Source organism: Enterobacter sp. 302C9 (genome assembly GCF_034106085.1).
Taxonomy (GTDB): Bacteria; Pseudomonadota; Gammaproteobacteria; order Enterobacterales; family Enterobacteriaceae; genus Enterobacter; species Enterobacter asburiae_B.
Window position 1 is genome coordinate 236,673 of the sequence record NZ_JAWNBW010000001.1, and the last position, 17,259, is coordinate 253,931.

16 protein-coding genes are annotated in these 17,259 nt (G+C 52.4%); 11 read left to right on the forward strand and 5 right to left on the reverse strand.

The window, feature by feature from the left end; translation table 11 throughout:
• The 4 genes from UR289_RS01145 (at position 1) to pheP (ending at position 5,317) form a co-directional block, all read left to right on the forward strand.
• Positions 1 to 1,032, forward strand: a complete 1,032-nt coding sequence (locus tag UR289_RS01145) for an ABC transporter ATP-binding protein (protein ID WP_047061277.1) — start codon at positions 1 to 3, stop codon at positions 1,030 to 1,032.
• A 149-nt stretch (positions 1,033 to 1,181) separates the two neighbouring features.
• A complete protein-coding gene (yahO, locus tag UR289_RS01150; protein WP_033144835.1) occupies positions 1,182 to 1,457 on the forward strand; it encodes a DUF1471 family periplasmic protein YahO in 276 nt (91 codons plus the stop codon).
• Between the two features lie 184 nt (positions 1,458 to 1,641).
• Positions 1,642 to 3,825, forward strand: coding sequence for a TonB-dependent siderophore receptor (locus UR289_RS01155; protein ID WP_320709012.1), 2,184 nt, complete (start codon positions 1,642 to 1,644; stop codon positions 3,823 to 3,825).
• Positions 3,826 to 3,928: 103 nt separating this feature from the next.
• Positions 3,929 to 5,317 (forward strand): phenylalanine transporter, encoded by a 1,389-nt coding sequence (pheP, locus tag UR289_RS01160; RefSeq protein ID WP_047061279.1) that lies wholly within the window; start codon positions 3,929 to 3,931, stop codon positions 5,315 to 5,317.
• An 82-nt stretch (positions 5,318 to 5,399) separates the two neighbouring features.
• Here the strand turns inward: pheP and UR289_RS01165 are convergent, their stop codons facing one another.
• Positions 5,400 to 6,641, reverse strand: coding sequence for a mechanosensitive ion channel family protein (locus UR289_RS01165; RefSeq protein WP_033144837.1), 1,242 nt, complete (start codon positions 6,639 to 6,641; stop codon positions 5,400 to 5,402).
• 65 nt (positions 6,642 to 6,706) lie between these two features.
• Complete coding sequence (locus tag UR289_RS01170; protein WP_033144838.1) at positions 6,707 to 8,143, reverse strand: MFS transporter; 1,437 nt, start codon at positions 8,141 to 8,143, stop codon at positions 6,707 to 6,709.
• 107 nt (positions 8,144 to 8,250) lie between these two features.
• Here UR289_RS01170 and UR289_RS01175 point away from each other — a divergent pair, with 107 nt between their 5' ends.
• Positions 8,251 to 9,120: a helix-turn-helix transcriptional regulator gene (locus tag UR289_RS01175; protein ID WP_087822131.1), complete on the forward strand. Its 870-nt coding sequence runs from the start codon at positions 8,251 to 8,253 to the stop codon at positions 9,118 to 9,120.
• A gap of 15 nt (positions 9,121 to 9,135) precedes the next feature.
• Here UR289_RS01175 and UR289_RS01180 read toward each other — a convergent pair whose 3' ends face one another.
• From UR289_RS01180 to UR289_RS01190, 3 genes are all read right to left on the reverse strand, one after another.
• Positions 9,136 to 9,744: a helix-turn-helix domain-containing protein gene (locus UR289_RS01180; protein ID WP_158002599.1), complete on the reverse strand. Its 609-nt coding sequence runs from the start codon at positions 9,742 to 9,744 to the stop codon at positions 9,136 to 9,138.
• Between the two features lie 300 nt (positions 9,745 to 10,044).
• Positions 10,045 to 10,602 carry a fimbrial protein gene (locus UR289_RS01185; RefSeq protein WP_166670500.1) on the reverse strand — a complete coding sequence of 186 codons (558 nt, stop codon included), beginning with the start codon at positions 10,600 to 10,602 and terminating at the stop codon, positions 10,045 to 10,047.
• A 12-nt stretch (positions 10,603 to 10,614) separates the two neighbouring features.
• Positions 10,615 to 11,289, reverse strand: a complete 675-nt coding sequence (locus UR289_RS01190; RefSeq protein WP_259678406.1) for a molecular chaperone — start codon at positions 11,287 to 11,289, stop codon at positions 10,615 to 10,617.
• Between the two features lie 285 nt (positions 11,290 to 11,574).
• On the opposite strand from UR289_RS01190, the gene UR289_RS01195 reads away from it, so the two are divergent.
• The 6 genes from UR289_RS01195 to UR289_RS01220 all read left to right on the forward strand — a co-directional run bounded on the left by UR289_RS01195 (position 11,575) and on the right by UR289_RS01220 (position 17,220).
• On the forward strand, positions 11,575 to 12,123 hold the full coding sequence (locus UR289_RS01195) for a fimbrial protein (protein WP_320709018.1): 549 nt from the start codon (positions 11,575 to 11,577) through the stop codon (positions 12,121 to 12,123).
• Between the two features lie 78 nt (positions 12,124 to 12,201).
• The gene (locus UR289_RS01200) at positions 12,202 to 12,735 is read left to right on the forward strand and encodes a fimbrial protein (RefSeq protein ID WP_050595273.1); all 534 of its coding nucleotides are present in this window, start codon (positions 12,202 to 12,204) and stop codon (positions 12,733 to 12,735) included.
• A 6-nt stretch (positions 12,736 to 12,741) separates the two neighbouring features.
• Positions 12,742 to 13,473 (forward strand): fimbria/pilus periplasmic chaperone, encoded by a 732-nt coding sequence (locus UR289_RS01205; protein ID WP_223998124.1) that lies wholly within the window; start codon positions 12,742 to 12,744, stop codon positions 13,471 to 13,473.
• Positions 13,474 to 13,495: 22 nt separating this feature from the next.
• Positions 13,496 to 16,129 carry a fimbrial biogenesis usher protein gene (locus UR289_RS01210; protein WP_320709021.1) on the forward strand — a complete coding sequence of 878 codons (2,634 nt, stop codon included), beginning with the start codon at positions 13,496 to 13,498 and terminating at the stop codon, positions 16,127 to 16,129.
• Positions 16,130 to 16,143: 14 nt separating this feature from the next.
• On the forward strand, positions 16,144 to 16,683 hold the full coding sequence (locus UR289_RS01215; protein WP_049015676.1) for a fimbrial protein: 540 nt from the start codon (positions 16,144 to 16,146) through the stop codon (positions 16,681 to 16,683).
• A gap of 9 nt (positions 16,684 to 16,692) precedes the next feature.
• Positions 16,693 to 17,220 (forward strand): fimbrial protein, encoded by a 528-nt coding sequence (locus UR289_RS01220; RefSeq protein ID WP_033144845.1) that lies wholly within the window; start codon positions 16,693 to 16,695, stop codon positions 17,218 to 17,220.
• The last annotated feature ends 39 nt before the right edge of the window (positions 17,221 to 17,259 follow it).

Below are 17,259 nucleotides of genomic sequence, written 5' to 3' on the forward strand. Positions count from 1 at the left end.
ATGCTTGAATTAACCGCCATTTCTAAATCGTTTTCTGATGTGCAGGTGCTCGACAGCTTAAACCTGAGCGTGGCGCCGGGGAGCAGGACGGCGATTGTCGGGCCGTCCGGGTCGGGGAAAACCACGCTGCTGCGTATTCTGGCCGGGTTCGAAACGCCTGACACCGGGCGCATTGTCATGCAGGGGAGAACGCTGTTCGATGAAAACAGTTTTGTTCCCGCCCACCTGCGCCGGATCGGTTTTGTGCCTCAGGAGGGTGCGCTGTTCCCGCACCTCAATGTGGCAGACAACATCGCCTGGGGGCTGGACGGCACTCGCCACGAAAAGCGCCAGCGCGTTGAGGCGCTGATGGAGATGGTTTCTCTGGACAGGCAGCTCGCAACGCACTGGCCCCACGAGATTTCCGGCGGACAGCAGCAGCGCGTGGCGCTTGCCCGTGCGCTGGCCCAGCGACCTTCACTGATGCTGCTGGATGAACCGTTCTCGGCTCTGGATACCGGCCTGCGCGCGATGACGCGTAAGGCAACGGCCGATCTGCTGGCCGAAGCGGGCGTGGCCTCGATTCTGGTCACCCACGATCAGAACGAAGCGTTGTCCTTTGCCACGCAGGTTGCCGTCATGCGCTCCGGGCGCTTCACGCAGGTCGGTACGCCTTATGACGTTTACACCCGTCCCGTTGACGAAGAGACGGCGCTGTTTCTTGGCGATGCCGTGATCCTCCCTGCTCAGCTCGCTGCCGGGTATGCCGTGTGCGCGCTGGGTGAAGTGCCGACGGACAACGCGCAGGCGACAGGGCAGGGCAGGGTAATGATGCGCCCTGAACAATTACGCGTGACGGCATGTGCAGCGCATGAAAGCCCGATCTCGATTCTCGACGTGGACTTCACCGGCCAGCTGTCGACGCTCACCCTGGGATTGGCCGGACAGCAGCAGCCGGTGATTCTGAAGACCGTAAGCCAGCCAGGATGGAACCCGGGCACGGCGGTACGCGTTGATATTGCTGGCACCGCGCGGGTATTCGAATATTCTTAATATTCGTTAGTAATTTCATGCAACGGGTTGTTATAAAAGATTTTTCCCGAACGCATAGCAATTCCTGAGATTCTCTACCATGCTCATAAAACCTCACCACACTGCGTGAGGTTTTTCGTAGTTGCTGATTAATCTCAAGGAAAAAGGTTATGAAAAAGACGACTGCTATTTTGTTGGGAACGGCGTTACTGTTTACGACCAATGCTTTTGCTGCCCAGCTACTCACTAAAAGCGAGTTCAAGAAAGTTGCATCTCAATATAAAAAAATCGGTACGGTAAACACCTCGAATGAAGTATCGGTGGATGATGCGAAAAAAGAACTGATTGAGAAAGCCGATAAGCAAGGCGCGGATGTCCTGGTGCTCACTTCAGGGAACACCAACAATAAAATTCACGGTACGGCCAATATCTACAAGAAAAAATAATGTTATTGCAGCCATCCCCGAAACGGGGTGGCTGTTCCCCTCTTTTCTCGCCAAATCTCCTTATGAACGCGGTTACGCTTGCTAACGCATGGATAATGCGTATAGTTCTCATTTGCATTGCATTCAATACATTCTAAGGCCCGACAACGGGTCATTTTTGCGCGCACTTTAAAATGAGTTAACGATGAACAACACCATCATGCACAAAACGCTGCTGGCGCTCGCCGTTGGCGCGGCGACACATTCCGCCTTCGCGGCGGACAATCAAAAAGAGGACACCCTTGTTGTCCAGGCTGCTCCAGCCAGCGATTTCAAACCCGGTGGCGACCAGTTGGTACCGGCCTTCCTTGACGGACAGGTGGCGAACGGCGGGCGCATGGGGATGCTGGGCCAGCAGAACGCCATGGACGTGCCGTTCAACATCATCAGCTACACCTCGAAGCTGGTGGAAGATCAGCAGGCGAAAACCATTGCCGATGTCGTCGCGAACGACGCGGGCGTGCAGTTCGTTCAGGGGTACGGCAACAGCGCGGAGACCTACCGCATCCGTGGCCTGAAGTTCGACGGCGACGACATGACCTTTGGCGGCCTGTCCGGCGTGCTGCCGCGCCAGGTGGTGGATACCCAGATGGTTGACCGCATCGAGATCTTCAAAGGGGCCAACTCGCTGATGAACGGCGCGGCAAGCTCCGGCGTGGGCGGGATGATTAACCTTGAGCCAAAACACGCGGGCGAACTCCCGCAGGCGAAAGTCGGCGTGGACTACACCTCGGATTCCCAGATTGGCACCACGCTGGATGCGGGCCGTCGCTACGGTGACAGCGACCAGTTCGGCGCGCGGGTGAACCTGGTCCATCGCGAAGGGGAAACCGGCATACCGAATGACCGCCGCCGCACCACGCTGCTCTCTACGGGCCTGGATTACACCGGCGACCGCTTCCGCACCTCGCTGGATCTGGGCTATCAGAAGAAAACCTTCCACGGCAGCCCGACCAGCGTCAATATTTCCGCGGTGGATTTCGTTCCGGAGCCGCCGAAGAACGATCGCAACTTCTCGCAGAAGTGGGCCTACAGCAATATCGAAAACGAATTTGGGATGTGGCGCAGCGAGTACGACATCACCGACGGCTGGACCGCCTATACCGGTCTTGGCGCGCAGCACGCGCACGAGGAAGGCATCTACAGCGCGCCGAAGCTGGTGGATAAAAGCGGCAAGGCAACGGTCAGCCGTCTCGACACCAACCGCATCAGCGATTCCGTCAGCGGCATGGCGGGCGTTCGCGGTAATTTCAATACAGGCTTCGTCTCGCACAAGGTCAACATTGGCTATTCGGCGATGACCAAAAACGAAAAAATCGCGTGGAAAATGTCGGCGGCGAAAGATAACCCGACCACCAACATCTACCACAACACCGGCGTCGATATGCCGGACAGCACCAACTTCAATGGTTCCGGCGGAAAGTACAGCGATCCGCTGACCAGCGGGCGCACCCGTACCCAGGGCTGGCTGCTGAGCGATACGCTGGGCGTGCTGGACGACAAGCTGCTGTTCACCGCAGGTGCCCGCCATCAGAAAGTCGTCATTCGCGGGTATAACAAAGTCACCGGTGCGGAAAACGCGGCGGACGGTTTCGACGGTAGCCGCTGGATGCCCACCTACGGCGTGGTCTACAAGCCGTGGGAGGAAATTTCCCTTTATGCAAACCACACCGAAGCGCTGCAGCCGGGCAAAACCGCACCTAACACCGCCACCAACTACGGCCAGAGCACCGGTATCGTTCACTCTAAGCAGAACGAAGTGGGCGTGAAGGCGGACTTCGGCCGCGTGGGCGGATCGCTTGCGCTGTTCGAAATCAAAATGCCGTCGGCGATCCTCGACGACAGCGGCCACTACGGCCTGGACGCCGAGCAGCGTAACCGTGGCGTGGAGCTGAACGTCTTCGGCGAGCCAATGCTGGGGATGCGTCTGAACGCCAGCGCCACCTGGCTGCAGGCCGAACTGACCAAAACCAAAAATGGCGTGAATCAGGGCAACGATGCGATCGGGATCCCGAACTTTTACGCCGTGCTGGGCGCTGAGTACGACATCAAGCCGATTGACGGCCTGACCGCCACCGCCCGCGTGAACCACTCCGGCGCGCAGTACGCTGACCTGGCAAACACCAAAAAGCTGGACAGCTACACCACGCTGGATCTGGGGATGCGTTATCGCTTCGCGGTGAACCACAATGAAAACCAGATGACGGTTCGTGCGGGCATCGACAACGTGACCAATGAAAACTACTGGGCCAGCGTGGATGATTCCGGTACCTATATTACGCAGGGCGAACCGCGCACCTTTAAGGTTTCGGTTGGCTACGCGTTTTAAGCGTTCCATCTCGTTATCCGGGGCAGGGATGCCCCAATCCCTTGCTACCTCCAGCATGAAGTGTTAAAACGTGCCCCTTCTAAAAAAGAGACAGGGGTAGGACGTGAAAGACGCGTCATCCGCTTCAGGCCATGGTAGCGCTGAAGCCTCGTCGGATCAGAATCCGACGCTGCAACGTGGTTTGCAAAATCGACATATTCAGTTAATTGCCCTTGGCGGCGCGATCGGTACCGGGCTGTTTCTCGGCATCGGCCCCGCTATTCAGATGGCTGGCCCGGCGGTGCTGCTGGGTTACGGTATCGCCGGGATTATCGCCTTCCTGATCATGCGCCAGCTTGGCGAAATGGTCGTTGAAGAGCCGGTTTCAGGCTCCTTCGCGCACTTTGCTTATAAATACTGGGGCCCGTTTGCAGGCTTCCTGTCCGGCTGGAACTACTGGGTAATGTTCGTGCTGGTGGGGATGGCGGAGCTGACCGCCGCGGGCATTTACATGCAGTACTGGCTGCCGGACGTGCCGACGTGGATCTGGGCGGCGGCCTTCTTCATCATTATTAACGCCGTTAACCTCGTCAACGTGCGCCTGTATGGCGAAACCGAGTTCTGGTTTGCGCTGATCAAGGTGCTGGCGATTATCGGGATGATCGGCTTTGGCCTGTGGCTGCTCTTTTCCGGCCACGGCGGCGAGCGCGCCACGATCGACAACCTGTGGCAGCACGGCGGCTTCCTGGCGACCGGCTGGAAAGGGCTGATCCTCTCCCTGGCAGTGATCATGTTCTCCTTCGGTGGACTAGAGCTGATCGGTATTACCGCCGCGGAAGCGCGCGACCCGCATAAAAGCATTCCCAAAGCGGTCAACCAGGTGGTGTACCGGATTCTGCTGTTCTACATCGGCTCGCTGGTGGTGCTGCTGGCGCTCTATCCGTGGGTGGAAGTGAAGTCCGACAGCAGCCCGTTCGTGATGATTTTCCACGATCTGAACAGCAACGTGGTGGCCTCGGCGCTGAACTTCGTCATTCTGGTGGCGTCTCTGTCGGTCTATAACAGCGGCGTTTACTCCAACAGCCGCATGCTGTTCGGCCTCTCCGTGCAGGGCAACGCGCCGAAGTTCCTCACCCGCGTCAGCCGTCGCGGCGTGCCGGTGAATTCCTTGTTACTTTCCGGCGCCATTACGTCGCTGGTGGTGCTGATCAACTATCTCCTGCCGAAAGAAGCCTTTGGCCTGCTGATGGCGCTGGTTGTTGCCACGCTGCTGCTGAACTGGATCATGATCTGCCTTGCGCACCTGCGCTTTCGCGCCGCGATGCGCCGCAAGGGACGCGAGACGCAGTTCAAAGCGCTGCTTTACCCGGCGGGGAACTATATCTGTATCGCTTTCCTCGGGCTGATTCTGGTGCTGATGTGCACCATGGATGAGATGCGTCTTTCGGCGATGCTGCTGCCGGTGTGGGTTATCTTCCTGTTTGTGGCGTTTAAGCTTTCCCGCAAAAAGTGATCTGCTTTTCTCCCTCTCCCCGTGGGAGAGGGCCGGGGTGAGGGCACCAGACTGCACCTGCCTTCACGCCCGGCAACCCACCTCACCGATGCTGTAGGGTCAACGAGCGAATATCGTTCCCGGTCGGGGACTGGTGAATACGCAGCCCAAATTCATCCACCACTGCGAAAATATGGTCGAAGATGTCGGCCTGAATCTCCTCATATTCTGCCCAGACCACCGTGTTGGTGAAGGCATATATTTCAATCGGCAAACCATTCGCATCAGGCGCTAGCTGGCGCACCATCAGCGTCATATCTTTGCGAATACGCGGATGGTTGCGCAGATATTCATTCAGGTAGGCGCGGAAGGTCCCAATATTGGTCATCTTACGCAGATTTAATACCGACTCCCCTTCACCGTTCTTCTGATTCCACAGGCTAATTTCCTCATGTCGCGCGGCCAGATAGGGCTTCAGCAGCTTCGCCTGAATGAGTTTTTGCTGCTCCTGCTCGTCGAGAAAATGAATGCTGGTGGTATCAATATTCAGGCTGCGCTTAATGCGTCGCCCGCCGGAGGCTGACATGCCGCTCCAGTTGATAAAGGCGTCGGAGACCAGCGCCCACGTCGGAATGGTGGTGATGGTGTTATCAAAATTGCGCACTTTAACGGTGGTCAGACCGATGTCCGTTACCGTGCCGTTGGCACCGTATTTGGGCATCTCCAGCCAGTCGCCGAGCTTGAGCATGTCGTTGGCGGAAAGCTGGATCCCCGCCACAAGTCCGAGTATCGGGTCCTTAAACACCAGCATCAGTACGGCGGCCATGGCGCCCAGACCGCTGATCAGAATCGCGGGAGACTGGCCGATCAGCAGGGAGATAATCAATATCCCCACCAGGATGGCGCTCACCAGCTTGATGCCCTGGAAGATCCCCTTCAGCGGCAGCTGTGAGGCGGTGGCCATTTTCTGCGACAGATTAAAAATCACGTCCAGCAGCGAGAAGAAGGAGAGCAGGGCATACACCATGACCCACAGCTTTGCGCAGGTAGTGAGAATTTCCGCCGCTTCGCTGCCTTTTTGCAGCCACAGTACCGCCTGAACGTTGACGATTATCCCCTGAAGGGTGAAGGCCAGACGGTGAAATAATTTATTCTGGGTAATGATCTGCAGCCATAAATGGCTGCTGGCCTGCGCGCGCTTTTCGAAAGCGCGAAGCACCACTTTGTGCAGAATAAAATGAACGATGATGGCGGTAAGAAAAATAATACCAAAGATAATCACTAAAGAGGTGGTGTGATTAATTTCAATGCCTAACTCTTCAACCTGAGCAATTAATTCCTGCATAACGTCTCCTGTATTGATGCAGCCCCATAATGGCGGCTGCGGATCTATTATGCAAATTCCCGGGCTTATTTGGTGGCCTGGCAGACCTTCACCACCGGCAGGCACAGGCTATGGCGGATGCGCAGCGTCGCCAGGGCAAGCGCCACCATCATCGCCGTTTCCACCATCAGGAAGACGTTCACCGCCTGGGTGTAATCCCCGTGATGGTTTTGCAGCGCGTGCAGCAAAATCGCGCCAAAAATGGCCGGGCCAAGCCCCAGCGCGGCCTGCTGCAGCGTGCTGAGAATGGCGCTCGCGGCCCCCGCGTCGTCAGGCTGAATATCGCGCATCCCGATGCGGTAGAAGCTGTTCACGATCAGCGCCTGCCCGTAGCCGACCAGCCCGGTCGCGGGCGCCAGCGTCAGGGCGGTATTCTCCATTCCCCAGACGCGGAACGTGGCGATCAGCGCCAGCAGGCCGGCAATCTGGATCGCCAGACCCGTCAGCAGAATGGTACTGGTGCTGTAGCGAGCAATCAGCCTCGGCGCGAACCACGCCGAAATAAAGTAAGTTACGCCCAGCGCGATAAAACTGTTTCCGGACTGCCACGGTGCCATCCCCAGACCGGTTTGCATGGTCAGCGCCATACAGAACATAAACCCGGACCAGACGCTGAAAAAGAGCATCGCAATCAGAATGCCAAAGCGAACGCTGCGAAGCTGCAGCAGGCGCGGCGGGATCAGCGGGTGGGCATTCTCTCGCTCCTTTTTGCGCGCATTCAGCGCCGTCAGCCAGCCCAGAGGAATAATGGCAAGAAGCATAACCTTCAGCGGCCACGACCAGTGCCACTGGGGGCCGAGCGCCATCGGGAACAGCAGGCAGCAAAGAATGATCGCCAGCAGCACGGTTCCGGTCCAGTCGATCCGTGACGGCGTCTCGCGACGGGTTTCGGGTACGAAATGGCGGCTCAGCCCCAGCACCACCAGACAGATCGGCACGTTGATGAAGAAGGCGTTACGCCAGCCCAGCCCGGCGATATCCGCCGACACCAGCCAGCCGCCGCCCATCTGGCCGACGATAAACGCAATCCCACCGATGCCGCCAAACAGGCTGATGGCCTTAGCGTGCGCCGTACCTTTCAGCGTCACGTGCAGCGTGGCAAGAATTTGCGGCACGATCAGCGCGGCTCCCGCCCCCTGGACGATGCGCGCGGCCAGCAGCTGTTCAATGTTCCCCGCCATCCCGCACAGCAGCGAGGCCAGGCCAAAGCTCGCGACGCCCCACATGAACAGACGCCGACGGCCAAAGTTATCCCCCAGCTTGCTGCCGAGCGCGAGGCAGACGGCGAAGGCCACGCCGTAGAGGGCGACTATCAGCTCCAGCTCGGTGGCGGTGGCGTTCAGCGAGTGGGTGATGGCGTCCAGCGCGACGTTGGTGATTGAGGTATCAATCATCGGCAGCATCTGGCCGGTTAGCAGCAATATCAGGCCAGCGCGGCCCGGTGAAACAACTGACGTATTCATGGTAACTCCATTGCGTCATTCAACAGATGGTCGTAGCATCAACCATCTGATAAACGGGTACCAGTTCTTGCTTATACTGGTACTGGCACTACCATGCAGGGGGATTTATGGCCTTGATGTCTGAACCCGTCGTCTCACTTCAGGATGACACCCGAAAACAGCTGGGGGCATTTTTACGCGCGCGACGCGAAAGCCTCGATCCGCAGCGTCTCGGCCTGCCGCGCAGCGGTCGCCGCCGCACGCCGGGTCTGCGCCGTGAAGAGGTGGCGATGCTCGCGGACGTGGGCGTGACCTGGTACACCTGGCTTGAGCAGGGCAGGGACGTCAATCCGTCCAGCGCGGTGATGGCGGCTGTGGCAAAAGCGCTGCAATGCACTCCGACCGAGGCCCGACACCTGTTCGTGTTAGCCGGGCTGCCGCCGGGTGAAGCCCCGCAGGCGGTCTGCTGCGAGGGTATCAGCGAGGGCACGCGCCGCCTGCTGGATACGCTGATGCCTAAACCCGCCAGCATTCAGAAACCGAATTTCGACATCGTGGCGTGGAACGACAGCTTCGGGCACCTTATGGGCGTCGATTTCAATGAAATTCCGCCGGAAGACCGTAACTGTATTTACCTGTTCCTCACCCATCCGGCGTGGCGCGCGCGTCTCGGCAGACGTGACGATGTGCTGCCCATATTTGTCTCCTATTTCCGGGCGGCGATGGCCGAGCACCGGGGCGATCCGCTGTGGGAGGCCAAACTGGCGCGCTTCTTTGCGGTGTCGGAAGAGTTTAAAACCCTGTGGCACCAGCGCAACGACGTGCGCGGCGTGGAGAACCAGCTCAAGCTGTTTACCCATCCCGAGCTGGGGGATTTTACGCTGCAGCAGATGTACTGGTACTCCGCGCCGCGAAACGGATCGCGGCTGCTGGTGTATCTGCCCGTGGATGAGGCGGGGGAAAGAGCAATGGCATGGTTGGCGGTGCAGAACAAATAAACCTGGTTTCCCGGGTCAGTAGTTATCCGGAAGCCTGTTTATTGCCATTAAGAGCCCACGTTCAATTTTAATATAGTTGCCTGTTTTCAAATCGCTCAGGATCTTCATAATTCGACTGCGCGAAAGATGAGTCTTTTCCTGTATGTAGTCACAGGCATTAACAGACAGACGAAGGTCTTCCTTCTCTGTCATCAGTGACACAAGATTAAGGCGAATTAACTCATAAGTAGACAACCCAACCGAAGTTTCATGAGCTTCCAGTAACCGTTTAATGGCGTACATATACGAATAGGCGGCCTCCTGCCAAAGATTGCGATTGTTAATAATTGCAAATGTAGATTTTAGCGGTTTGATTTCATATCTAATTTCACCGCAGGCCTGCATATAAAATCCCGCATTGGTATCAATAAGATTATTCATACCAACGATCATCGGGGCTTCGATAAACTTCAGCAGAAGCCGGTCTCTCGTGCGGTAGACGGCGACGATGCCGGAATGGAGTATGAATGTCATTGGTTTTTCATGCTGATCCAATGAAATGATTTGCCGTTGGTGTCCTACCCTGACGCGCTCCGGTTCAGAGAGTTCATGTATAAGTTTTATAATATAATTTTCAGGTTTCATAGCGTACAACATACCCTGAGAAATATCGCTAAGAGTATTTCAGAGGTTGATAAAAGTAGTGGAAGTGAGAACAAGGTTATAAATGACACCATGGGCACACGCAATATATAACACGTTATCTTAATAGAGGCTGAGAGGATGAAGGATGTTTAACGTACAGGCGATGAGGAAACCGCGTTGAATGCAGCCAGCAAAGACGCAAAGCGAGAGAAAATCATGATATCCCTTTCAGCACCCTACAATGAAAAAAAGACCGGAAACGACCATCCTTGAGCCGTATCCGGGAGAAAAACCCGTTTGTTAGTTATACGTGAATGACATCGTGATAACGGAGCTGATTTTTCCCGGTGTCGCGCCACCGTCTTTACTGAAAGCGCGAGTATGCATCTTAAAGGTGGGTGTCGTGCCTGCGGAGGCAATATCAATAGTCGCCGTTTTGCCATTGCCGTAAGCTTCATTAGCCAAACCTTCAAGCTGAACAGCGATATTTTTAGCCGCTTTGTCTTCTCCCGCATCTACCGCCGTGTTGCTGTACAGCGTGTTAGGATCGCCAGCATCGGCTGTGCCATGGAATGTTGCGGTTATCGTTGACGTACCCGCCGGACAGCTTTTGAAAACGACGTTAATTGGTACCCATGCAGAACTGCTTCCTGCTGCGTTCAGATCGGCGCTTTGCAACTGGTCGCCTAGAGAAATATTTAACGACTCACTTCCCGTATCGATTACGCAAGGTGAGGCGACAATATTGCCCGTTACGGTAATTTGTACTGGGTCTGCGGCAAACGCGGAGTGAGCCGAGCCGACAGTAAGAAAAATACAGGCTGTTGATGATAAAAAGAATTTTTTTACATTGAACATAGTAATGGCCATTTAAGCAGATTTTGAGTGCATCTTGCCCACAGCGCCGAAGTCGCTAATGACGCTGAATTGAATATTTCCGGAATTAACTCCCGCAGGGAGCGTAAACGATGTTGTTTTGCCCGGTGATGCATAGGAGACATTCGTAAGTTTTTTTCCGGCAACACTTATTTCATTGAAATTAATGTAGCAGGGCGTCGGATTGTTGATATCCAGTTGGTTGCCAGAGATATGCCAGCTGAGTTTGTCGCTTTCTTTCTCTACGTCCAGGTTTTTCAGCGAGTCCGGGCGATAAATCAGTTTAATGCTGGTTGATACCGCAATCTGTAGCGTATTTTTTTCACGTGGCGCAGATGGGATTGCCTTAACACGTAGCCAGAACATGGACTCTTTATCTTGTGGAAGATTGCCTGACTGGATAACGCGCATTAGGTTTTCTTTCCCTCCATCAAGGCGATAAAGCGGAGGGGTGATAATGAAGGGCGGTTTTTGCTGACTACTATCAAGATTATCGATAACCGTCTGAATAAGATAAGGACTACTGTCTGGATTACGAACGCTGAGTGACACTTCTTTTTTTGCACCTGCATAGACGAGGCGTGTTCCGCCAATATTGACCGTTGCGTGAGCCATCTGGCAGGTGGCGGCGACAGTGCAGCCAAGCAGTAAAATAGTAATAATTTTCACGGTAAAACTCCGAGAGATAATATATGTCTCCTTAATGGGAAAGACAGTTTTCCATGCTGATGCTGTAATTCTAAGTGCCGCTAAGGGTATTGTCCTTCTAAACAATATCCTATTTAGGATCCAAGAAAGGATCGTATTTCATTTTGACTAAAAAGTTAATATTGTAAAAATACCCTTGTAAATAAATTATTGTTACAACATGCTGAGTTTTTTTTTGCTGAAAAATAATGTTTTATTTGTGAGAACAGGATTTTTCTTTTTTATTATAGGTATCTGGAGTTTTAAATGAAGAAGCATATGTTAGCTGTAGTTATGGCATCTATTATGGCAAGCGCTACCTGTGCACAGGCGGCAAGCACTACGACCGTTAACGGTGGTAATATTAAGTTTATGGGTTCTGTGGTAGACGCACCGTGCGCTGTTGCCCTGGAATCTGAAGACCAGGTTGTCCATATTGATCAAATTACGTTGAAAAGCCTCGGCGCTAAAGATGCCGTTTCTGGCCAGTCTAAGCCGTTCTACGTGACCCTGACTAACTGCGATGTCAGCACTTATACGAATGCCGCTATCAGTTTCAGCGGTCAGTCTGACGCTGTAACTGCAGGTGCTTTGGCTAACACCGCAGGTTCTGGCGGAGCAACTGGCGTGGCTTTGCGCCTGTTTGGGCCAGATGGTAAGGCGATGGATGTTAACTCTGGTACCGCATCTGACACCATTCCGCTGTCAAAAGGCGACAACACCATTCCTATGAGTGTTGATTATCTGACAACTGGCGATAAACCAACTGCGGGTGCTGTTGAAGCTGTTGCAACATTCCAGATCATCTATTCCTGATTGCTTTATTTATCCCCCTCTGGAATTCCGGGGGGGATATTTCTGGCGCTTCATCATTATTTTTTTATTGAGATAAACATGTTTCGTCTGATAGCACTGATAATTTTCATTCAACTGCTATTGATTCAGCCAGGTATTAGTAGCGATATATCAACCGTGGGAAAAGTGCATTTCTATGGTGCTGTGGTTAATAGCTCATGTTCAATTGATACGCAGAGTTTTGACCAGAGTGTCATGATGGGTCAAGTCCGCACCGGTTCATTTTTAGGGCCAGGAAGTTGGGCTGAACCGGTCACCTTCTGGATTAAGCTTGAAAATTGTGCCACTTCAACCAGCGAGTCGGCAAGCGTCACCTTCAACGGACTGGCTGATCTTAAGGATCCACAGGTCTTTCAGGCAGGTTTTGGCTCTGGTGCTGCAAAGGGCGTCGGAATTGGTATTTTTGATATGAGAGGCAACCAGGTGATCCCTGATAGCCAACCTCTCGCAAAAATGCCGCTGATTGCGGGAGAAAACACATTACTGTTTACCGCCCGATATCGCTCTGTATCGATGCCCGTTACGGCGGGGGATGCCAGTGCGGCCGTCACTTTCTCGGTGATTTATCAGTAAGTAAAAATGGATAAGTACTCACCAGGATGTTTTTTATTTTTTTGGATTTTTAAAATGAAAACCTTTATTTCAACGTTGCTCTTATTAATGATCTGCTTGGGAAATAGTCATTTAGTTTATGCAGAAGGGATCGCGCTGGGGGCCACCCGAATCATTTATCCGCTGGGTGAAAAACAAACCAGCATCAATGTTGTTAACACCAATAAGAAAGAGACGTTTTTGGTGCAATCTTGGGTATCCGATCCGCAGGGTAATAAATCCACACAGTTTACCGTGACGCCGCCATTGTTTGTGATGAAGCCTGAAAAAGCGAACGTTCTGCGCATCATGTACGTAGGCCCAAAACTTCCGGAAGATCGCGAGTCAGTATTTTACTTCAATAACAAAGCAATACCTTCACTCGATAAAAAACAACTCCAGGGTAATACCTTACAGATCGCTACGCAAAGTGTGATCAAATTATTTGTTCGCCCTGCGCATTTAAAAATGAAATCAATGGATGCACCTGCAACGCTGCGTTGCCAGCGTAGTGGAAAAAGCATCACCATTACAAACCCTTCTCCCTATTTTGTTTCGCTGGTGAAATTCAGCGTTGGAGGGAAAGCATTGCCGAACAACATGGTTCCCCCAATGGGTAACCTTCAGGTAACGGCGCCGGATAATGCCCAGGGCAGTATATCTTTCCAGACCATGAATGACTATGGCGCAGTAACCCCAGCATTAACATGCAATGCGTAATGCAGACAGGTCATAAGTTGTTATGAAACTTCGAAAACAAGCTCGAATGATTAATGCAGTCCGCTGGCGGTTATCTCCATTAGCGTTAGTTATTGGATCGGGTTTATTTTCCGGTGTTTTGCATGCAGAGAACTATTTTAATCCGGCTTTTTTGGCGGATGGTGAAAATCAGGTTGCCGATCTATCCCGCTTTGAAAACGACGGCAGCCAGGCCCCTGGGATATATCGCGTAGACATCTATCTCAATAATGATTTTATCACCAGTCATGATGTCGAGTTTCAGGCCCGGCAAACGCAGAATTCCAGCGCCCCGTCATCCTCCGATGATACAGGTTTAACCGCCTGTTTATCCGGAAAAGTATTGGATGGTCTGGGTATCGATCTAAGTATTCCGCAAGACCGAAAACAGTCTGTAGACGGACAGTGTATCGACATCGCGACTTTGATTGAGGGGGCTAAAGCCAGTTTTGATTTTAGCAAGCAGCGCCTGGATCTCAGTGTGCCACAGGTTGCGCTTAAAAATAGCGCACGGGGCTACATTCCTCCGGAAAAATGGGATCAGGGGATCAACGCCCTGCTTCTGAACTACAACCTGAATGGCTCGAGACGAAAAGACAGCAGCGGCGAAGGTAGCAGCAATTTTCTGGGGCTAAACGGCGGCGTTAACCTGGGAGCATGGCGTTATCGTGACTATTCTACATTTAACCGTAGCACCAGTAGTAATGGAGAGACAACCAGCCAGTGGCAACATATTAGTGGTTTTCTGGAACGCACGATCATCTCGCTGAAAAGTGAACTGACGGTGGGTGACAGTTATACCAGTGGTGACGTGTTTGACAGCGTTAGCTTCCGTGGTGTTCAGCTAGCCTCAGACGACAATATGTTGCCGGACAGCCTGAAAGGCTTCGCCCCAACGGTGCGCGGTATTGCAAAAAGCAACGCTCAGGTGACGATCAAACAAAACGGATACGTTATTTATCAGACTTATGTAGCGCCTGGCGCCTTTGCAATAGACGATCTCTTTCCGACATCCTCAAGCGGGGATTTGACGGTAGAAGTAAAAGAGCAGGATGGTGCTATTACCTCCTATTCTGTCCCTTATTCCGCCGTCCCGTTACTACAGCGCGAAGGTCGTCTGAAATATTCTGCCACAGCCGCGAAGTACCGCACCAGCAACGAACAGCAAGATCAAGTCTCTTTCGCACAAGGAACATTAAGCTGTGGCTTGCCGCATGGTTTTACGCTGTATGGCGGCGCACAGCTGTCTGACAATTACAAGGCAATGGCGATCGGGACGGGGGTCAATATGGGCCACTGGGGCGCGCTGTCTGCGGATGTCACTCACGCCCAAAGTACGCTTATTGATGAGACCGAGCATAGCGGTCAGTCATTGCGTTTGCTTTATGCAAAATCGTTAAACGAAATAGGAACTAACTTCCAGTTATTGGGCTATCGCTATTCAACGTCAGGCTATTACACCTTTACGGATACTACGTACAAGCACATGGATGGCTATAACAGCAATCCGCTGAACGAGGATGATGATGATAACAACGATGTGCCGCACTGGTTCGACTACTACAACCTCTATTACACCAAGCGCGGAAAGTTGCAGGTCAATATTTCTCAACAACTGGGTGGTTTTGGCTCCATTTATCTCAGCGGAAGCCAGCAAAGTTACTGGCATAACGATGATAAAGATACGCTGGTGCAGTTTGGTTATAACACCACCTGGAAGGATATTAATATCGGTTTGAGCTACAACTACAGCCAGATGTCCGGCCAACCCGTAGCCGACAAAATGATTGCATTTAACCTGTCGTTACCGATCGGTAAATGGCTCTCAGCGCAGGGAGCCTCGTCGTCAAATAACGCATTTGCGACGTACAGCATGAACCACGATAACCACGGTAGCGTCACCCAGAACGCCGGGATCAGCGGTACTCTGCTGGAAGGCAATAACCTGAGCTACAGCGTTCAGCAGGGCTACGGTAATCAGGGTACAGGTAATAGCGGTAATGCCAGCCTTGCTTATCAGGGCGGATATGGTAATGCCAACGTAGGTTACAGCTACGACAGCAGTAATTCTCAGCAGGTGACCTACGGCGTCGCGGGCGGCATCGTGGCGCATCGACACGGCATTACTCTGAGCCAGCCGCTAGGGGAAACGAATGTCCTGGTTGAAGCGCCGGGTGCGGATAACGTTAAGGTTGAAAACTCCACCGGCGTGAAAACGGACTGGCGTGGATATGCTGTTGTGCCTTTCGCAACGACCTACCGTAAAAACCGTATAGGCCTGGACACCACAACACTGGGTGACAAAGTTGATCTTGAAAACGCGGTAGTAGACGTTATACCCACGCGAGGTGCACTGGTTCGTGCAACATTCCAGGCGCATGTCGGAAGCCGGGCATTATTTACGTTGATGCACAATAACAAACTAGTTCCCTTTGGGGCGACGGTAACACGAAATGATAATGGTATGGGTAGTATTGTAGGAGATGACGGACAGGCGTATTTGTCCGGGTTGGCACCGAAAGGTGAGTTGCAGGTGCAGTGGGGAGAAGGGGCTGAGCAAACGTGCCGGGCGAACTACCAGCTCCCTGCTGATGCAGAGAATTCCGCCATTACCCAGATGAAAGTCATTTGCCATTAAAAAGGATGCAAACGGTGGAATTGAATTTGAAATGCTTTTTTGTCGTGACTCTGACGCTGCTGGGGGGGATTTTTTGTGTTCCCTTTGCATCGACAGCAGATTCGACGTTAACGATAGCGGGCAATATTATTGCCAGTGGTTGTACTGTTCGATATCCGACCCCGACGGTGATGATTGGTGTATTTTCTGGGAAAGATTTTCCTACGGTAGGAAGCACCACAGCATTCAAAGCTATGAATATTGATTTAAAAGATTGCTATTCAAAATTAAAAAATGTTCAGGTGAGTTTTTCAGGTGTTACGGATAAAGATAATCCTGCTTTGTTGGCGATAACCGATATTGGGAAAGACAAGGTGTTAGCGACGGGGGTGGGAGTTGAATTGCTCGATAATAATTTTAAAACATTGCCATTTAATAGCGAAAAGCCATTGGTATATGAGCTCGACGGGGAAGAAAATACGCTATCATTTCTAATGCGTTACAAGTCGACAAAAGCACAGGTGACGCCAGGAGATGCCTCTGCTGTGATGTATTTTGATTTAATATATCAGTGAGTTTTTATAATGAAAAACACAAGGCGTTTTTTTATAATGTGCTTGCTTTTAAACGTATTCATATTTGATGTTGAAGCACATGATGGTACTGTAACTATATCTGGCACAATACAAGATAATACATGTGAGCTGGCTACAGACTCGCAAAATAAGACCGTTGAAATGGGTGTGCTGGCAGTCAATCAGTTTACAAGGAAGGGTAATCAAACGCCAGAAAAGGCCTTCTCAATTAATCTTATTAACTGTGGGCCTGCGGCAAGTGAAGCTTCTGTTACCTTTTCAGGTACACCCGACCCACAAGTCAATACACTCTATTCTCTCGACCACAGTTCCGATGCGGCCACAGGTATTGCGCTGGGAATTTATGATAGTAATGCCCAACCGATCGCTCCGGGTGCTCAAAGCTTGGGTGTTGCGTTGGAACCAGGCCAGACATCAGTTGAGTTGGCGTTTACAGCGCGCTATGTATCTGTTGACGATAACGTTGAGATGGGGAGTGCGAATGTATATGTTACGTTTATAGTCAACTACGCATAATAAAATGCTGGAAAGGACAGAGAAATAGTAGATTTTTTT

What these genes read in the sequence shown, in the direction of transcription:
- UR289_RS01145 (WP_047061277.1), top strand. Translation starts at nt 1, where the DNA reads ATGCTTGAATTAACCGCCATTTCTAAATCGTTTTCTGATGTGCAGGTG.
- yahO (WP_033144835.1), top strand. Translation starts at nt 1,182, where the DNA reads ATGAAAAAGACGACTGCTATTTTGTTGGGAACGGCGTTACTGTTTACG.
- UR289_RS01155 (WP_320709012.1), top strand. Translation starts at nt 1,642, where the DNA reads ATGAACAACACCATCATGCACAAAACGCTGCTGGCGCTCGCCGTTGGC.
- UR289_RS01165 (WP_033144837.1), bottom strand. Translation starts at nt 6,641, where the DNA reads ATGCAGGAATTAATTGCTCAGGTTGAAGAGTTAGGCATTGAAATTAAT.
- UR289_RS01170 (WP_033144838.1), bottom strand. Translation starts at nt 8,143, where the DNA reads ATGAATACGTCAGTTGTTTCACCGGGCCGCGCTGGCCTGATATTGCTG.
- UR289_RS01175 (WP_087822131.1), top strand. Translation starts at nt 8,251, where the DNA reads ATGGCCTTGATGTCTGAACCCGTCGTCTCACTTCAGGATGACACCCGA.
- UR289_RS01180 (WP_158002599.1), bottom strand. Translation starts at nt 9,744, where the DNA reads ATGAAACCTGAAAATTATATTATAAAACTTATACATGAACTCTCTGAA.
- UR289_RS01185 (WP_166670500.1), bottom strand. Translation starts at nt 10,602, where the DNA reads ATGTTCAATGTAAAAAAATTCTTTTTATCATCAACAGCCTGTATTTTT.
- UR289_RS01195 (WP_320709018.1), top strand. Translation starts at nt 11,575, where the DNA reads ATGAAGAAGCATATGTTAGCTGTAGTTATGGCATCTATTATGGCAAGC.
- UR289_RS01200 (WP_050595273.1), top strand. Translation starts at nt 12,202, where the DNA reads ATGTTTCGTCTGATAGCACTGATAATTTTCATTCAACTGCTATTGATT.
- UR289_RS01205 (WP_223998124.1), top strand. Translation starts at nt 12,742, where the DNA reads ATGGATAAGTACTCACCAGGATGTTTTTTATTTTTTTGGATTTTTAAA.
- UR289_RS01210 (WP_320709021.1), top strand. Translation starts at nt 13,496, where the DNA reads ATGAAACTTCGAAAACAAGCTCGAATGATTAATGCAGTCCGCTGGCGG.
- UR289_RS01220 (WP_033144845.1), top strand. Translation starts at nt 16,693, where the DNA reads ATGAAAAACACAAGGCGTTTTTTTATAATGTGCTTGCTTTTAAACGTA.